The sequence below is a fragment of the Wolbachia endosymbiont (group A) of Melitta haemorrhoidalis genome, from assembly GCF_964273365.1.
GTDB classification, from domain to species: domain Bacteria; phylum Pseudomonadota; class Alphaproteobacteria; order Rickettsiales; family Anaplasmataceae; genus Wolbachia; species Wolbachia pipientis.
The window spans coordinates 183087-200243 of the sequence record NZ_OZ187004.1 but is presented as its reverse complement, the minus strand read 5'-3'; the positions used below and the strand labels follow the sequence as shown (position 1 = coordinate 200243).

Annotated in this window: 23 protein-coding genes and 3 tRNA genes; 9 read left to right on the top strand and 17 right to left on the bottom strand. The window is 36.1% G+C overall.

Annotation, left to right across the window (positions count from 1 at the left end; genetic code table 11):
• Position 1: 1 nt before the first annotated feature.
• The 7 genes from ACICPZ_RS01000 to ACICPZ_RS00970 form a co-directional block, all read right to left on the bottom strand.
• Positions 2-481 (bottom strand): dihydrofolate reductase, encoded by a 480-nt coding sequence (locus ACICPZ_RS01000; RefSeq protein WP_264373765.1) that lies wholly within the window; start codon positions 479-481, stop codon positions 2-4.
• Positions 475-1776: a dihydropteroate synthase gene (gene folP / locus ACICPZ_RS00995; protein ID WP_264373764.1), complete on the bottom strand. Its 1302-nt coding sequence runs from the start codon at positions 1774-1776 to the stop codon at positions 475-477. Before folP ends, ACICPZ_RS01000 begins: the two co-directional genes overlap by 7 nt.
• Complete coding sequence (locus ACICPZ_RS00990; RefSeq protein WP_007548841.1) at positions 1773-2159, bottom strand: dihydroneopterin aldolase; 387 nt, start codon at positions 2157-2159, stop codon at positions 1773-1775. The genes folP and ACICPZ_RS00990 overlap by 4 nt, the downstream gene beginning before the upstream one ends.
• A 39-nt stretch (positions 2160-2198) precedes the next feature.
• Complete coding sequence (locus ACICPZ_RS00985; protein ID WP_022626367.1) at positions 2199-2855, bottom strand: CADD family putative folate metabolism protein; 657 nt, start codon at positions 2853-2855, stop codon at positions 2199-2201.
• Positions 2856-2925: 70 nt separating this feature from the next.
• Positions 2926-3002 (bottom strand) — tRNA-Ile (locus ACICPZ_RS00980).
• A 42-nt stretch (positions 3003-3044) separates the two neighbouring features.
• Positions 3045-3368 (bottom strand): thioredoxin, encoded by a 324-nt coding sequence (trxA, locus tag ACICPZ_RS00975; protein WP_209472576.1) that lies wholly within the window; start codon positions 3366-3368, stop codon positions 3045-3047.
• Between the two features lie 116 nt (positions 3369-3484).
• A complete protein-coding gene (locus tag ACICPZ_RS00970; protein ID WP_010962900.1) occupies positions 3485-4105 on the bottom strand; it encodes a ribonuclease D in 621 nt (206 codons plus the stop codon).
• 180 nt (positions 4106-4285) lie between these two features.
• Here ACICPZ_RS00970 and ACICPZ_RS00965 point away from each other — a divergent pair.
• The 8 genes from ACICPZ_RS00965 to ACICPZ_RS00930 all read left to right on the top strand — a co-directional run bounded on the left by ACICPZ_RS00965 (position 4286) and on the right by ACICPZ_RS00930 (position 7369).
• Positions 4286-4358, top strand: a tRNA-Gly gene (locus tag ACICPZ_RS00965).
• A gap of 597 nt (positions 4359-4955) precedes the next feature.
• Positions 4956-5114 carry a hypothetical protein gene (locus tag ACICPZ_RS00960; RefSeq protein WP_395462130.1) on the top strand — a complete coding sequence of 53 codons (159 nt, stop codon included), beginning with the start codon at positions 4956-4958 and terminating at the stop codon, positions 5112-5114.
• Complete coding sequence (locus ACICPZ_RS00955; protein WP_395462129.1) at positions 5099-5464, top strand: transposase; 366 nt, start codon at positions 5099-5101, stop codon at positions 5462-5464. The genes ACICPZ_RS00960 and ACICPZ_RS00955 overlap by 16 nt, the downstream gene beginning before the upstream one ends.
• A gap of 33 nt (positions 5465-5497) precedes the next feature.
• Positions 5498-5878, top strand: coding sequence for a helix-turn-helix domain-containing protein (locus tag ACICPZ_RS00950; protein ID WP_264373762.1), 381 nt, complete (start codon positions 5498-5500; stop codon positions 5876-5878).
• A 42-nt stretch (positions 5879-5920) separates the two neighbouring features.
• Positions 5921-6196 carry a transposase gene (locus ACICPZ_RS00945; protein WP_264374228.1) on the top strand — a complete coding sequence of 92 codons (276 nt, stop codon included), beginning with the start codon at positions 5921-5923 and terminating at the stop codon, positions 6194-6196.
• An 18-nt stretch (positions 6197-6214) separates the two neighbouring features.
• Positions 6215-6499, top strand: coding sequence for a transposase (locus ACICPZ_RS00940; RefSeq protein WP_038198869.1), 285 nt, complete (start codon positions 6215-6217; stop codon positions 6497-6499).
• Between the two features lie 62 nt (positions 6500-6561).
• The gene (locus ACICPZ_RS00935; protein WP_264374046.1) at positions 6562-6966 is read left to right on the top strand and encodes an IS3 family transposase; all 405 of its coding nucleotides are present in this window, start codon (positions 6562-6564) and stop codon (positions 6964-6966) included.
• A gap of 238 nt (positions 6967-7204) precedes the next feature.
• Positions 7205-7369: an IS3 family transposase gene (locus ACICPZ_RS00930; protein ID WP_080717614.1), complete on the top strand. Its 165-nt coding sequence runs from the start codon at positions 7205-7207 to the stop codon at positions 7367-7369.
• Between the two features lie 240 nt (positions 7370-7609).
• Here ACICPZ_RS00930 and ACICPZ_RS00925 read toward each other — a convergent pair whose 3' ends face one another.
• The 3 genes from ACICPZ_RS00925 to rpmE all read right to left on the bottom strand — a co-directional run bounded on the left by ACICPZ_RS00925 (position 7610) and on the right by rpmE (position 10097).
• Positions 7610-8977: a hypothetical protein gene (locus tag ACICPZ_RS00925; RefSeq protein ID WP_264373761.1), complete on the bottom strand. Its 1368-nt coding sequence runs from the start codon at positions 8975-8977 to the stop codon at positions 7610-7612.
• Between the two features lie 83 nt (positions 8978-9060).
• On the bottom strand, positions 9061-9855 hold the full coding sequence (locus ACICPZ_RS00920; protein WP_006280584.1) for an NAD kinase: 795 nt from the start codon (positions 9853-9855) through the stop codon (positions 9061-9063).
• Between the two features lie 38 nt (positions 9856-9893).
• Entirely contained in the window at positions 9894-10097 is a 204-nt protein-coding gene (gene rpmE, locus ACICPZ_RS00915; protein WP_007548602.1) for a 50S ribosomal protein L31, read from the bottom strand.
• 128 nt (positions 10098-10225) lie between these two features.
• Here rpmE and fabD point away from each other — a divergent pair, with 128 nt between their 5' ends.
• Entirely contained in the window at positions 10226-11206 is a 981-nt protein-coding gene (gene fabD / locus ACICPZ_RS00910; protein ID WP_264373760.1) for an ACP S-malonyltransferase, read from the top strand.
• Between the two features lie 39 nt (positions 11207-11245).
• Here fabD and gpmI read toward each other — a convergent pair whose 3' ends face one another.
• From gpmI to ACICPZ_RS00875, 7 genes are all read right to left on the bottom strand, one after another.
• The gene (gene gpmI, locus ACICPZ_RS00905; RefSeq protein ID WP_264329640.1) at positions 11246-12766 is read right to left on the bottom strand and encodes a 2,3-bisphosphoglycerate-independent phosphoglycerate mutase; all 1521 of its coding nucleotides are present in this window, start codon (positions 12764-12766) and stop codon (positions 11246-11248) included.
• Between the two features lie 33 nt (positions 12767-12799).
• Positions 12800-12871, bottom strand: a tRNA-Asn gene (locus ACICPZ_RS00900).
• Positions 12872-13498: 627 nt separating this feature from the next.
• Positions 13499-15010 carry a bifunctional phosphoribosylaminoimidazolecarboxamide formyltransferase/IMP cyclohydrolase gene (gene purH, locus ACICPZ_RS00895; RefSeq protein WP_264373759.1) on the bottom strand — a complete coding sequence of 504 codons (1512 nt, stop codon included), beginning with the start codon at positions 15008-15010 and terminating at the stop codon, positions 13499-13501.
• A gap of 80 nt (positions 15011-15090) precedes the next feature.
• Positions 15091-15990, bottom strand: coding sequence for a methionyl-tRNA formyltransferase (fmt, locus tag ACICPZ_RS00890; RefSeq protein ID WP_264373758.1), 900 nt, complete (start codon positions 15988-15990; stop codon positions 15091-15093).
• Positions 15991-16002: 12 nt separating this feature from the next.
• A complete protein-coding gene (gene rplT, locus ACICPZ_RS00885; RefSeq protein WP_006279340.1) occupies positions 16003-16368 on the bottom strand; it encodes a 50S ribosomal protein L20 in 366 nt (121 codons plus the stop codon).
• Between the two features lie 20 nt (positions 16369-16388).
• Complete coding sequence (gene rpmI / locus ACICPZ_RS00880; protein ID WP_007548610.1) at positions 16389-16595, bottom strand: 50S ribosomal protein L35; 207 nt, start codon at positions 16593-16595, stop codon at positions 16389-16391.
• Positions 16596-16693: 98 nt separating this feature from the next.
• The gene (locus ACICPZ_RS00875) at positions 16694-17137 is read right to left on the bottom strand and encodes a PAS domain-containing protein (RefSeq protein ID WP_010962890.1); all 444 of its coding nucleotides are present in this window, start codon (positions 17135-17137) and stop codon (positions 16694-16696) included.
• Positions 17138-17157: the final 20 nt, after the last annotated feature.

Below are 17157 nucleotides of genomic sequence, written 5' to 3'. Positions count from 1 at the left end.
ATTAACGTATTAGCCTACATATAGTATAATCTTTCGTTTTGGTGAGAATAGTTTTATGCCATCCATCAAGAAGTGTTAAGTTGAAATATACATCACCTTTATAGGGTTTGTGAATTTCTGTTATGATAAATTCTGAGATTAGATCATACTCCAAAAAAAGATGCGCTATTTGTGTTCCACCAATCATGAAGACTTTAGAATTACTTTGGATTGACAAAAACTCTTGCATAGAAGAAATAATAGTGCATTTTACTCCTCTGTTAAAACAAGAATTTAATTTGTTACGAGAAAAAACAACAGGGATACGATCCTTCAATATGTTTTGAGGCATAGTTTCAAATGTTTTTCTTCCCATAACAATAACTTGTTTGTCAGTCACCTGACGAAAATGATCTAACTCACTTGGATAATGCCAGGGCAATCCATTATTTATTCCAATTACCCCCTTGGGATCAACAGCCATAATTCCGATAACTAGCATCCCTGTAAAGCAGCTTGAGCTACAAAGAATCGCATGTGATCACGCACATTATGCACTCGAAGGAAATCAACCTTGTTGTGCAATGCAGATGATAAAGCAATTGTTTCTAAATCTCGGTTAAAGACAGGTTCTGTAGAAAAAGAAGAAATAAATGACTTTCTAGAATGACCAACCAGAACTTTGCAGCCAAAATTTTGTAACGTTTCTATACTGCGTAAAATCTGGATATTCTGGTACATAGATTTGCCAAAACCAATACCAGGATCAATAATGATCGAGCTTTGATCAAAACCTAGGGCAAGTAACCTGTTAATGCTCTTTTCTGCCCAATTATTTATGGTATCAATTGGATCAATGTCACTTGGGATAATGTTGTCACTATGTGGTGGTATGGAGAGTGAATGCATAATAACGATACTACATCCACTGCTAGCAATCGCTTTTAAGGTATTATCATCTAGGTCTCCCTTCTGATCGTTTACCCAGGCAATGTTGTAGTGTTCCAAAACATTTAAAATAACGTCTGACCAGAAGCTATCAATGCTGACTTTAATGTCACCAACTTTCATATATTGATTAAGGTCATCAAGCACTGGTTTTAAGCGTGCATATTCTGCTTTTGGAGTTTGTATTGAGGAGCCAGGTCTTGTTGATTGAGCACCAAGTTCAACTATGCTTGCACCATCTGATAACAGCCGCAGTGCCTGCTTGGTTGCTTGATCTGCATCATAATAAAGACCACCATCTGAAAATGAATCAGGAGTAATATTGACAATACCCACAAGCTCTGGCGAAAGCGTAAAACTCTTTAAAAAACAATCTTGAATATTAGGGATATCATAAGCAACAGTACCGAACGTTTTGTTGATTATTGGAGTATTATCCATAGGGCTCAGCATTGCCATCAAGTGAAGCAAAAATGGTCTGTTTATCAATTCTGGGTGAGGAATCTTAAGGTAGGATGTATCAAGTGTCAGGTCATCCCATAACAAAATATCCAAATCAATAACGCGAGGTGCCCATTTTTCATAGACCTGCAGACGGCCAATGTCACATTCAATTTGTTTAAGGCCCTTTAACAGCTCTTCAGGAGAAGAAGAACAACTTCCATACACAACCATATTTAGAAATGGCCTGTCCCACCCAGGTGGAGCATCATTTGGTAAAATAGCCTTAGTTTCCAGAATAATTGAAGATTTTAAATTTTTAAAATAGCGCTCCTGCAGTAACTGAGCAGCCTTTTGTAAATGGGAAAAGCGATTCCCCATATTTGAGCCAATAGAAATGTAAATCATTCTTGCAACGCATTACGATAAGTAAAGAAAACACCTCCATGCACACTGGGGACAGGTGGTGCAACTTTGTGAATAGTTACGCCTATAGAAGAAATAATAAGCTTTTTTTGCATCACAAGGTTATTAATGGTCCTGTATATATCATGAGTTAAATGCTCGATTAAGTTGAATTGCTTGCTTTGAACGAGAGATTGAATACTCTGAACTACCTCCAAGTAGCATATAGTATCCTCAAGCCGGTCAGTTGTAAGTCCTAAAGGGGGGGATTTAAAGGTAAAATCAATATTAACACTAACTAATTGAGAATGATACTTCTCTTCTGCACTATAGCCTAAATGAACCCAAAGCCGTAAGTCAGATATAAGAAGATTACATGCAGACATTGCATTCCAACATCACTGAGTTTAAGCTACTTACAACTACTAACACACGCTAGCATTCATCATTCCATCAAGAAAACCCCACAAGAGCCTTGCTCCCTTTTGAGCACCCTGCATAACTTTATCTTGCTCTTTTTCATCTAGATCTTCAATGAGATTTGCACATTCCTCAGAATGCCATTCATCAGCATGCATATGGACCGTAAAAAATTGAAGAGAACGCTCATCACTTATTGAATAGTGTTTTTTTAAACCTTCAATTTTAGACTTGGAAACCTCTGGAGTTTGACGTTCGTAAGCGTACAAGGCTCCAAGACCTGCTGCAAAACCTGATCTTACAATGTCAAAGTAACCATCAATTAATTCTTGTGTCTCCTTAATCTGTGCACTTTCACGAAGATCAGATCGCGCAACGCCAAGCCCTTCAGCAAAACGTTTCCATAACTCTGGATGATTTTCATCACCTTGTTCCTCTTCTATTAAATTACCAAGTAAAACCTGTCGCATTTTTAGATCTGGGCACAGAAAATGTATACCACTGATGTAACGAGGAAACGCAGCAACGTGGTGATAATATTCTTTAGCATAGGTTTGTAAAGCTTGCAAGCTTAAGCTTCCTGTATTCCATGACTGGTAAAATGGATGATTTAGTAAGTGCAATTCATCTAACTTGTTATTTAGAGACTTAGTAAATTCCATCATTTCCCCCATTACATTAATATATAGTTCATATACTATAGTTTTCTCATTGTTACGATCATGCTAACAATGGTGGGATTGGTAGGACTCGAACCTACGGCCAATTCGTTATGAGCGAACTGCTCTAACCGACTGAGCTACAATCCCTTTTATCAATATTTATAATACACACAAAAGCAAATTTGTCTATTAGCTTATTTCACTATCAACCCAACTTAGCAGATCATTTGTTGCACCAATTTTGCGTGCAATTTCCTTACCATCTTGAAATATAATCAAAGTAGGTATAGATTGAACCCCATACTTACTTGGCACTTCAGTCCCTTCATCTATGTCGAATTTGCAGATCTTAATCTTGCCTTTTCTGTCTTTAGCCAATTGTTCGATACGTGGCATTAGACTTTTACATGGCCCACACCATTCTGCCCAAAAGTCTATCAGAACAAACCCTTTATAGTCAGTGACTTCAGATTTGAAATTTTGATCATTTACCGATGTAATATCATCACTCATAAAATACCTAAATTTTTGTAAAATATAGCGTATCTATTAGCAGTTAATCAACTAAATTCTTACCGCAGAGCTTGAAAAATTGCCCTAAAGTGTTTTGCACAAACAAAAAACTTCTATTACATCTGGTGGTTAAAGATATCCACGTTTTCCCAACCCATTAAGTCTAACTCAATACGAGTAGGAAGAAATTCAAAGCACTTTTGGGCCAATTCTTTTCTATTTTCACGTTCCAGCATTAAGTCTAGCTTTTCCTTTATCCTGTGGAGATACAAAACATCAGATGCAGCATAACTTTTTTGTTTGTCTGTTAAATTTTCATTTCCCCAATCAGAAGATTGCTGCTGCTTATTTAGTTTGGTATCAAGCAGCTCTAAGCACAACTCTTTTAAGCTATGATTATCTGTGTAAGTGCGAACTAAACGTGAAGCTATCTTTGTGCAATAGCACGGAAGTGCCCAAGTTTCCAAGTAATAACGTATTATGCTCACATCAAATCGCGCGAAGTGAAATATTTTAGTTATATTTTTATCCTCTAATATTTTTCTTAAATTTGGCGCTGTATAATCGTTCTTGAGTTGAACTAAGTGAGCGTTGCCATCATTAAAAGAGAGCTGCACAAGGCATAATCTATCTCTGCTATGAAGTAGCCCCATTGCCTCGGTATCAACAGCTATAGACCTTATATCATCTGGTATTGAACTAGCTGGCAAGTCGTCTTTATATAAAAATATTCCCATAAAATTAATACATTTTTTGGCACAATTGAAAACCTATGATAATCAAAAATGAGTCTTAAGTATACGAAAAGATCATAGAAGGAACCACGCAAATTTATGGGCTCTCACATTTTTCGTGTACACGGGGTTTACAAATCGCTGTATATGCCTATAATTAAGTAAATTTAGGTTAATTTAATTGCGGGAGTAGCTCAGTTGGTAGAGCGCAACCTTGCCAAGGTTGAGGTCGAGGGTTCGAACCCCTTCTCCCGCTCTTTGCTTTCAAAATCATTTCGTCAAAAATCCCTTGACAAACTCCGCCAGCCCCCTTATCATGAAACTGAAGCTATTGTATTTGCTTTCGCCAATCTGCAGATTAAAAGGTAAGGATTACTTAATGTATCGGCGTCTTATGTTCAATTTTTTGCAGTATATAGATACTGTATGTCTTTACAAAACTTCATCTACATCTAGATTTTTATCTAAATAAGCTGAACGCGCTTATAAAGCGTTACAAGACATCAAAAAATGCCAATACTCGACAGAGATAGTAAAAGACTAGCTAACTCGGGGATTCTTTGTCTTTTTTTCTGCTTAGTAAATTTCTTAAACATTTGCAGCGTAAGTTAGTTGCAATTAAAAGCAGCTTAATCTTGCTTGTCAAGCGTTTAAAACATAAAAAACGCCAATATTTTAAAGCGGATAATAACCCCAGGGCTTCTTTTGCCTTTTTTTTCGTTTGGTAAATTTCTTAATGTTTATAGCTAAACGACAATCGTCATCCCGCTACTTGTTAGCGGGATCTCTTGTTAGCGGCTGAGATACCGCGAATGAATCGCGGTATGACGTAGGACTGCTGTCATTCCAGCGCGTGACGCTGGAATCCCAAAAAAAGGATGATGTCATCCCAGTGCGTGACACTGGGATGGCTTTGTTGCATCGCTCAAGTGAAAAGAACTGGCAGTTACTGACAAAATTCATTATAAATAGCCATTTAACTGTTGAAGAAAAAATATGCCACAAAGAATGAGAGTCAGTAACTGCCATGAATATAACAAATTTCTCCAAGAAAGAGGAAGCATTTTTTGTTATATCAATGACGCCATAGAAAATTGGTACGAGAATTGTCCAAAAATGCAGGGCGGCAACTATATTTATAGTGATAAAGTTGTGATTTTGGTGCATATAATCGTCAGTTTCTTTAGAATTGGTTTAAGACAAACAGTCGGGTTTATAAAAGGGTATTTGCAACAAATAGGAAGAGATTTGGCAGTTATCAGCTATTCACAAGCATCAAGAAGGTTTAAGAAACTTAATATTAAGATAAATGATTGCAGAATTGATAAAAATATAGCTCTTTCCATAAAAGTCCGGATGTGATAGGATAAGGGTAGATGATGATAAGGAGGTTGAATGCCAGCAGCATATAGTTATGATTTAAGAAAAAAAGCAATGGAAGCGCTAGACGAAGGAGAAAGCAGAGAAACAGTGGCAGCAAGATTTAAGATTGGACGAACTACTTTATGGGAGTGGCAGCAAAGAAGAAAAGAAACAGGAGACTTTCAATCAAAAAAACTTGGAAATGGGGGTTACAATCACAAAATTACCGACTGGGATACCTTTGCCAAATTTGCCAGAGAATACGGAGGAAAGACTCTATCGGAAATGGCTAAACTTTGGAACAACGTTAGTATCCAAACGATCTATCGAGCCCTTAAAAAAATTGGATTTACGCGCAAAAAAAGACATATGGATACAAGGAAAGAAACGAAGAAAAACGTGCTGAATTTTTGAAAATTATAGCGACAAAAGAACCTAAAAACTTAGTGTATATAGATGAGTCTGGCATTGATAACACCGAACTACGGATATTGCCAGAAAGGACAGCGGTTTTATGCCTTAAAATCTGGAAAGAAAACTCAACGAATCAGTATGGTTGCAGCCTTAAGTGGAAGAAAGATAGTTGTTCCGTTAACCTTTGAAGGCCACTGTAATATGGATGTTTTTAATGGATGGTTTGAGCAATTTTTGACACCGATCTTGGAACCTGGACAGACTGACCTTACCCAGAAAAAGTGGAGAGAAAGAAAAGAGTTTTTTTGGGTAAAATAAAATTTTGGAGGATTAGAAATGGCAAGAGAATATACGGCAGAATTCAAATTGGAAGCTGTTAAGCTGGCAAATGAACAAAGAAAGGTAGGTCAACCAGTTGCAAAAGTAGCAAGAGATCTAGGAATAAGGGATAGTGTATTAGGAAAATGGATGAAGAAATATAACGAAAAAAAGTCAGCGGCAAATGCATTTCCAGATGTAGCACCTTATGACAAAGAGAGATTTGATTTACAGAAAGAGTTAGCAAAAGTAACAAGAGAAAGAGACATTTTAAAAAAAGCCCTGGCCAGTCAAAAAGAGTAAAATATTTTTTTATAAAAGAGCATAGTATAGCTCTTTTTACAATAATCCGAACAGACCGTAATATGCTACTGGCCTGCTATAGCCATAAACACATATCTTATCGCATTCGGACTATTATAAGAAAGGCTATAACTGCTATAAAGTACAGGAATTATGTAGGATTTTCTGCTAGTGGCTACTATAAGTGGACTACAAGGAAAATAAGCAGTAGAGAATCAGCAAATAAAGAGTTATTAGCAGATATTCAAAAAATATATCAAGCTTCTAAATGTAGATATGGAGCTCCTAAAATTCATGCTGAATTAAAGGCTTTGGGTAAAAGTTGCAACTTAAAAACAGTGCAAAGTATTATGCAGAAAAATGGTATTCAGGCTATATTGAGAAGAAAATTTAAAATTAAGAAACAACAAACGGACAGTAGCTCCCAATATATTAGACCAAAACTTTATTGTCGATCAACCAAATAAAGTATGGGATTACTTATATAAAAACCAAAGAAGGATGGCTATATTTGGCAACAATAATCGATCTATATTCACGCATGGTAGTTAATGAGCAGTTCAATAAATAAACAATTGGTTATGGACTCTTTATTAATGGCCGTTAACAAGCGTAAACCTGCCAAAAATCTACTATTACATAGTGATCAAGGTTCACAATATACTTTGCAAGGTTATCAATATCTCTTATCCATAAAAAACATAGATGAGTCATAAAGGTTGTTGTTACGACAATTCTGTTGTGGAAAGCTTCTTTAGCTCATTGAAAAGAGAAATACTTATTGATACTTCACAACACTCTGCTCAACAAACTAGAACTGCAATATTTGAATACATAGAAATTTTTTATAACAAACAACGTCACTATTAACTATTGCATTCCTGAGCATTTTGATTCATCATTCTCTTTGTGAAAAACATTCCAAACTTTCTCTCCACTTTTTCTGGGTAAGGTCAGTCAGCTACTTGGATGACAGGGGAGGGAGGTGCTACCCTGACAATCGTCATCCCGCTACGTGTTAGCGGGATCTAGAGATACCGCGAATGAATCGCGGTATGACGGTCTGCAGCGGTATGACGTAGGGCTGCACTAGCTATATCATGCATTTTATTAACCGACACTATAAACAATATCCTTACAATTATGAGATTGAACCACAACTTGCTCAAGCGTTAAGCTGCTGCGTTTAGCGTCTTTACTGTGATTTTCCCCAAGAACATTTGTTCTTTCTCGTTTTATTTCCTCAATGAATTTCCCATTAACATCTTTAGGATCAATCTCTTCTTCAGAATATATAAGGTTAGTGCAATTTGTTTTTCTATAATAATGCACGCCAAGACATATAATTGATAATGCAAGTATACCAGAACCTATAAGTAATGATAATCCTATGTTATTAGTCAAAGGGTTTTGGTAAAATTTTTGTACACCATTAACACCATGTGTTGCAAGTAGCCCTAGAGGAAACGCTATATTTGCAGCAACTACACCAGTAAATAATGCAGTAAATATTGGTCTGTCGTTAATTACTGATTTTATTTTATTAGTTCTAGTAATTACTTTTTCGTCAATGTTAGTGAAGCCTTGTTTAGCTTCCCAAGCATTAAGTACAAAATTTGAATGAGTGCCATTGCTATATTCCAGTCTTACAGATTTTATAGCTTTATCTTTTGGCTGGTGCTCCAACACCTCAGCTAAAATTTTATCCGCATCTTTTTTTTGAATGGAATGTTCTTCAGTATCTATAAATTGCCTTGTTGCAAAAAATATTGGACCAATTGCAAGCAATGCAGCAAGTGCGATAACTGGTATAGTGATATATTTTGGGCTGTTTGTAAAAAATGCAATAAATTTTGCTTTATCTTGTAAATATAATAAAGCTGCAGATATACTGAGTATAATAGCACTTGCAGTAAAAATTATAAAGCCCTTCTGCTGCATGGAATACTTTGCTCTTGGCAAGAATCTGTTTGTTTTTTTATTTTTTAAAATTGCATCGTCATTTATGTTAAATTTACTATTTGTAAGCAAAGACTTTTTAGAGCCATCTGCTGCGCTTGTGTATGATGGTAGTGAGCCAGTTGGAGGTATACTTGAGCTGTTAGTTCTTTGTAAATCTTCTAATATTTCACTATTCCAAGGTGGACTAAATACTGTCTCTTGAGAAGGTGATCTGCTTAGAGTTGAATTTTGTGGCACGTCAACATGAGTTTCTTCACCTTTTGTTTCTTCTAGGGAAGGAGGTGATACTTGAGTCTCAAGAGTTAACGGATCTCTTGAATTAGCATTGCTGTTTTTTTTCTCTTTAAATTCTTCCTCTAACAAAGCTTCTAAAGCTGTATTTTCATCATTTTTTTTCGGAGTACTTGTCCTAAGTGCTGGTATTGGTAAAATTCCTGGTGTTATCTCGCCATCTTCACTTATTGATGTGGAAGAAATTAATGTTACTGTTTGTTCTTCATTTACTGGTCCAGGCATATTCACTCCAAAATTAATTACTATGCTGCATTGATTACGCTATAGTTATTAAGATATAGTAAATACCAATTTACGGATAATTATTAGTATAGAAATTGTCTATCAAAGATTCTTTCATTCAGAGGGTAATCTTTGTCAAAAAGCAAAGTGATTGTGTTCTCATGGTCTTTTTGTATTTTTATCTGTGATATATCATGAAATTCTTTGTAATCTGATACTACAAGTGCTGGACGGTTTTTTGTGTCGTTAATGTCAATTTGTACGATTGTATCGTTTGATATTAACGCTCCATTCCAATGCCTTGGGTAATAGCTATTGATAGAAGTGAGTGCAAGTAAATTTGAATTTAGCGGCAAGATTGGGCCACCGGCAGAGAAGTTGTATGCAGTGCTGCCTGTGGGGGTAGATAATATTACTCCGTCCCCTCTAAATTTTTCTACTTTTAGCTTATCATTAATAGTAATATTCATCTCTACTATTTGGTTCGCTTTTCTAAAAACGTATACTTCGTTTACTGCTATGTAATGATATCTCTTGCCACTTGTGTCTGTTGCTTCCATTTTTAGCAAAGTTAACTGAGTTGAAGTTGCATGCTCTATATGATCAATTAAATCTTCACTGCAGCTAAAGCATTTATTCATCAAAAACCCAACATTGCCAGTGTTTATCCCATACACATGCATGTTTTTATTTTCTATGACGTAATTGTGCAAAGTGCGTAGCATAAAGCCATCACCGCCAACAACTATCAATAGATCGATTTCGGACTTATTTTCTTCTGTTATATTGATAAAATTAAGTTTCTTTAATAGTTTAGATACTTCCTGCGATTTTGGTGATGGAGAAGCAACATAGCCTATATTTTTGTATTTATGCATGCTTCAGTAAACTCTCTAAAACTTAAAGAGGAGGAGAATTAGAAAATGCTTCCATATTTATCGTTAAACTTAGCTAATTTGCTAGTTTTACTTGCTAACCCGCTTGTCAAACTTCCAGTCCATGCAGGGTGAGTAAGAGGATCTCTATCAAGTTTTACCCTATCTCCCTCCTTTCCATAAGTGGAACGAGTTTCAAACTCTTGACCGTCTGTCATAACTATAATAATTTTATGATAATTCATTGTTGTTTATAAACTTTTAGTCAGTTAATATTCTAGTGAACTTAATTCACTAAGTCAATCATTATTCTAAAATATTGACAAAAAATAAATAAAGTAGTATATTTAATAAGGAATAAATAATAACTATCATGATTTTTGCTTTCCCCGGTCAGGGCTCTCAGTTTGTAGGAATGGGAAAGAGCTTATATAGTGAGTTTTCTGTTGCAAGACAAGTATTTAATGAAGTAGATAGCATATTGGATGGAAAGCTGTCTCATTTAATCTTCAACGGTCCTATTGAAGAATTAACCATTACAGAAAACGCTCAGCCAGCTATAATGGCAGTATCAATTGCAATGCTACGTGTTATGGAGCATGTGTTTGGCAAATCTCTTTTCACTGATCACAATGTTAAATATGTTTGTGGGCATTCAGTTGGCGAATATACAGCGCTGTGTGCTGCAGGAGCGTTAACGCTTGAGTCTGCAATCGAGCTGCTGAAAGTTCGCAGCGAAGCAATGCATGAAGCTTCACTGAAATGTAAAGGCGGAATGGTTGCGTTGCTTGGAGCAGAGATAAATGAAGTGGAAGATATATTGAAATCAGTTCAAATTGACGGAATTTGTGAAATTGCAAACGATAACGGTGGCGGACAAGTGGTTATAAGTGGCACTAGAGAAGCTCTTGAAATGTTACCCGATTTATTCAAAAACTCGAGTGTGAGGAAACTAATTAAATTACAGGTTAGTGGGCCTTTTCATTCATCTCTTATGAAACCTGCTGATGAAAAAGTTTTGGAGTTTTTGAAGGGTATTAAAATAACCCGTCCTATAGTTCCTTTGATATCAAATGTTACAGCTAAAGAGGAGAGTGATCCCAAAGTTATAAAAACTTTACTCGCCAAGCAAGTTGTAAGCAGAGTGAAATGGAGAGAAATGGTTTTGTATATGTCAAGCCGTGGCATTAACAAATTTGTTGAAATTGGCCCTAATAAAGTTTTATCTAATTTGGTCAAAAGAATTGACCAATCTATCAGTACAAAAAATATAGATAGTATTGGTGATATTGACAGCTTCTTTAATGAATCATTAGTACTAACAGCGAAAAATTTAAAAGTTGGATTAAGTTAAAACACATCTATTTGATGTCATTCCGGTGCATAACGCTGCCTAGCTGGAATGACAGAGGGTAATGCAAGAAATCAACGAACTGCCTGTCATTTCGTTTGGTTTTTTAATTCCAAGTAGCTGTAAAATAGTAGGGGCAATGTCAGATAACCTTCCGTCTCTTAGTTTTAGATTATCGCAAGACACAATAAATGGCACTTTATTTAGAGTGTGTGCTGTATGAGGTGTATTATTTTCTTCATCGAACATACATTCCACGTTACCATGGTCTGCAGTAACAATTAATGCGGTGTTGCTTGACTTTTTAACAGCATTCAGCACTTTCGCAAGACAATCATCTACAGCTAGCACAGCTTTCTCGGCTGCTTTTATATTACCTGTATGCCCTACCATATCAGGATTAGCGTAATTTACAACTATCAGTGCGAATTCTTGGGAGTGAATTTTTTCTACAAGCTTTTCTGTGAGCTCGAAGGCTGACATTTCGGGCTGCAAATCGTAAGTTTGAACTTTTGGTGAGGGAATGAGTATTCTTTCTTCACCAGAGAAAGGTTCTTCTTTTCCACAATTGAAAAAGAAAGTCACATGAGCGTATTTCTCGGTTTCGGCGATACGTAATTGTCGTAATTTATTGTCTTCTATTGTTTGTCCTAGAGTATCAGCGAAAGAAGTAGGAGGAAAAATATAAGGAATTTTGAGATCTTCTTTATACTTCATCATACTTAAAATTGAAGAGAATTTTGCTACCTTAGCGTAATCTGTTTTGCCAAGCAAAATACTTGCTAATTGTATCATTCGATCAGCACGAAAGTTAGCCAACAGCACTCCATCTTCTGGTTTTATACCTTGATAGTCACCTATTACTGCGGGCCTGATAAACTCATCAGTTATGTTATTTTGATAATTTTCATCAATCAACGATACTGCATTATCATGACAAGGTGCCTTTGCAAATGCGATAGCCTCATAAGCTTCAATTGTTCTCTCCCACCTGTTGTCACGGTCCATAGCATAGTAACGCCCAGAAACAGTAGCAATTCTTGTGTCATTTCCCTTTATACTCTTTGTAAATTCTTGAATGCATTTTTTTCCTGAATTTGGCAATGTGTCTCTGCCATCTAAAAATGCATGTATCACCACTTTGATTCCATGCTGTGATATTTTATTTGCTAAAGTCGAAATGTGCTTTTGATGCGAATGAACACCACCATCTGATATCAACCCCATTATATGGCATATGCCGTTCTTACTTTTTAGATCATTAATAAAACTTTGTAGATTTACATTGTTTTCTATTGTTCCAATCTCTTGATTAATGCGCTGAAGGCTTTGCATTACTACTCTACCACTGCCAATATTCATATGGCCAACTTCTGAATTACCTATTTGACCACCAGGTAACCCCACATCAGCTCCACAGGCGGATAAACTACATTTTGGATAATTAGAGCTAATGTATTGCCAACAAGGTGGATTTGCGTTGCTAATAGCGTTGTATTTATTATTCTCTATTCCATTTCCCCAGCCATCTAGTATACATAAAACCACTGATTTAATGTTCATATAAAATCAACACTAGAATTTCACAGAGAAAAGCTCCCCGGGCCGGATTCGAACCAGCGACCAATTGGTTAACAGCCAACTGCTCTACCACTGAGCTACCGAGGAATAAACCGCTTTTAATTTACCATGTTGAACGTTGGTTGTAAACGTTTTTTGTATAGACTTTAAGTCCAACTGGTCACAGAAACGAAAAAACTTACTTGACAAACTCCGCCAGCCCTCTTATTGTAGTATTAAGGGTATTTCTGACTCAAAACTTGTTTTTGATCCGCGCGGGTTCAATAACAAAAATTCAGTAAAAAACTTGGAGTATCTATTGGCGGATTACATAAAATTATAGCGGCTGCATGTCTTTTTAATTTTTTCTACATTCAGCCAAATCGCGCTTATTTTAAGCGTTAGCACATTATTACAGCGCCAATTTAAAGTATTAGAGGGTCAAAACTCGCACCACGGGGCTTCTTTGCCTTTTTTTTTATTTGGTAAATTTTTTAACGTTTGTGGCTAAGCGACAGCCGTCATCCCGCTGCTTGTTAGCGGGATCTCTTGTTAGCGGCTGAGATACCGCGAATGAATCGCGGTATGACGGTTCGCAGAGGCATGACGGTTCGTGGCAGCACGATAAGCTCGTCATCCCGCTACGTGTTAGCGGGATCTCTTGTTAGCGGCTGAGATACCGCGAATGAATCGCGGTATGACGGTTTGTGGCGGTATGACGATAAGACACAAAGCCTAATGGAAAAAACTGCGAACGCCAGTGAAAAACATAGCAATTTTATTTTCATTTGCAGCTTTTATCACATCTTGATCTTTCAGCGAGCCACCTGGCTGAATTATAGCTGTAATTCCATGTTTTGCACTTTCTACTATGCTATCTGGGAATGGAAAAAATGCATCTGAAGCAAGCACTGCACCTTTACATTTTTCACCTGCTTTTTTCACTGCAATGTTCACACTATCTATTCTGCTTGTTTGCCCTGCGCCGATGCCAATAGCACAACCATCTTTTGCTATAACTATTGCGTTGGATTTCACATGTTTACATATTTTCCAGGCAAAAATAAGATCTTCCTTTTCTTTTTCTGTTGTAGTGCACTTTGTTACTTGTTCTGCTTTTATTGTGTGGTCATTATTTTCTTGCACCAAAAACCCACCAACAACATTTTTAATTTGGTATTTCACATTTTGTTGGAAAGATTTATGAATAATCACTCTTAAATTTTTCTTTCTTTGTAAAATTTTTAGTGCCTCATTGTTTACCGATGGTGCTATCACTACTTCCAAAAATATCTCGTTTAATTTTTCTGCTAGCTTTAAATCTATCTCCCGATTTAAGGCAACTATGCCACCAAAACTGCTTACTTCATCACATGATAGAGCCTTTTCATATGCCTCCAAAGCATTATTACTAACAGCAGCGCCACATGGGTTATTGTGCTTTATTATCACTGCTGCAGGCTCTTCGAATTCAGAAGTTATGTTAAGTGCGGACTCTATATCTACTATATTATTATAACTCAACTCTTTTCCATGTAGTTTTTCCAACGGATATTCTGTAAATTGATTACTATAAAATGCAGCTTTTTGATGGGGATTTTCACCATACCTGAGTTCTTGTACTTTATGCCCATATAGTGCGAAAAACTCTGGCAACTCATTATTTTTACTCTGGGATAAAAACCAACTGTGAATATTAGAATCGTAGTGTGCAGTGAGAGCAAATGCTTTGGTTGCTAAGTGTTTTCTATATTCCAATGTTGTTTTATTGTTATTTTCTATCATCTCAGCTTTCAGTGCTTCATAGTCTTGAATGCTAGAAATAACTGAAGTAAAACGAAAGTTTTTTGCTGCAGCTCTAATTAACGCCACCCCGCCGATATCAATTTGTTCTATAATTTGCTCTTCATTTGAGCTGCTACTTACTGTCTCCCAAAATGGGTATAGGTTAGTTATAAGCAGCTCTATTGGCTCAATTTCTAGATCTTGCACTTCCTTTTTGTGCTTTTCTCGATCATAAAGTATTCCTCCATGAATTTTAGGGTGTAAAGTTTTCACTCTACCACCCAGTATCTCTGGAAATTGTGTGTAATCTGAGACCTCTTGTGTTTTTATTCCTGCACTAGATAGCGTTTTATAAGTATTTCCCGTTGAAAGAATTTCTATTTGTTGCTGCGTTAAAAACGATGCAAGATCAATTATATTCGTTTTATCGTATACTGATATTAAAGCTCTTTTTATTTTCATTTTTATATGGAAAGTTTTTTAAGATTATATCTAAGAAAAGGAAATTTAGCTATTACATTTCTACACTAATTTAAAGCAGCCTATTCTATAAATTTTTTTACCATGCTTGATTTCAAGCCACGAATAAAATCTTCAATACTGCAAGGATTTCTCCCTTCCATTTGTACAACTTTAGGAATTAAAGTGCCACCTTTTAAACTTATGTGCATATTATCGTTAACAATCTTACCTTGTTCTGAAGCGAGAGCTTCAAAGTCAGCATCAAGTATCCTGATACGTTTATTTTCTATCTTAATGAATGCTTTTGGGTAAAACGCTTTAACCTTTCTATAAGCAACTTCACAGGCATCACTTGCATAAATTTTATAGTCTTCCACTTTGTCAGCGTAACATGCATTGTTATCGTTCTGTTTTAAGGGAAGCTGTTTTTCAATTTCGTTTAGCACTTTCAGCAGTAAATCACTGCCTAGCTTAGATAATTTATCATGCAATGTCTTGTAATTATCGTTCTTTTCGATAAGAAATTTTTCCTGTTTTAAAATAGGGCCGGAATCTAATCCTTCATCCAATTGCATAATGCTAACCCCGGTTTCTTGATCTCCTGCTAAAATTGTGTGCTGTATCGGGGCTGCACCACGCCACCTTGGTAGTAATGAAGGATGAATATTAATACAACCATATTTTGGAATATTCAAAATTTCTCTTGGAAGTATCAACCCATACGCGGCTACAACTGCAACGTCTGGTTTGAAATTTCTAAATTTTTCTTGCTCTGCCGAAAACTTTAGAGAGATAGGAGTACATACCTCTATGTTACTTTCTTCAGCGATAACATGTACTGGAGATTTCGTTGGCTTCTGTCCACGCCCCGAAGGTTTTGGAGCCTTGGTGTATACTGCCACCACTTCGCTCTTTGATTTCAGTAACAAGCCCAGAGAATTAACAGCAAATCCTGGTGATCCCATGAAAATAATTCTCATGGTGTTTTTGCTTTAAGAATTCTCCGCTAATTTACCACTTACAGTTTCTACTAATTTGGCAAAATCATCCTTATAATTAACTGCCATCTCAGCAAGAATTTTTCTATTTAAATCAATGCCGGCAAGTGTAAGACCATGCATAAACCTACCATAAGTAAGCCCATGCTCTCTTGCTGCTGCATTAATACGTATTATCCATAAGCTACGGAAATCACGTTTACGGGTTCTTCTGTCTCTATAAGCATATTGCAGTGCTTTTTCAACTCTTTGTAATGCAATTCTATAACAACTTTTTGCGCGCCCTCTATAACCCTTTGCCAGTTTCAATATTTTTTTATGACGAGCGTGAGTAGTGACTCCACGTTTTACCCGAGCCATTTTATTTTACCTCCATTTTGTTAAATACCGTAAGGCATATGAAGCTTAACTATACGCGAGTCAGATTTACCAAGAATCGTTGTACCGCGCTGATTACGAATATTAGATTTACTTCTCTTTACCATGCCATGCCTTTTGCCTGACTGAGTAGAAATAACTTTACCCTTAGCTGTAAGGTGAAAGCGCTTTTTCACAGAAGATTTGGTTTTTAATTTTATTTTCTTCATATTCCAAATAAATTTACAAGCACTACTATTGAGTTCTTTAATAGTAATTAAGCATTAGTATAAATAATTTTATTAAAGAATCAAATTAAAATTGTATATTAAAGGAGTTTAAAAGTAATTACGCCCAATATGTGTGTTATACCTTCTTTATTCCCAAGTGGCAACAATACTTGCCTCATTTTAACACTTTCACTTTCTTCCTCTTCATTGATCGGGCATTTACTCTCTATTACAGTATCAAGTTTATCAATAACTGCATCTATTTTATATAGTCGCAAAAATGGTGCATCAATTGCATACTTATTATCAATGCGCGTCTTTTTCTCAAAACCATAGAATTCAACAGCCTTTTCTCCTGCATTTTCACAAATATAACCTTGATCCTTGACTTCAATGACAAAACAATGCTGCCATGATTCCATTATTTCTGCAGTGTCTATTTCATGCCTTTCTGGCCAATCTCTGTCTGATCCTTTTATGTCATTCCAGTGTTGAGTCACCACATTTGCTATTCTTTTTTCTTTGCCTACATAAATTTCCATTCCAATTTCCACATATAAAA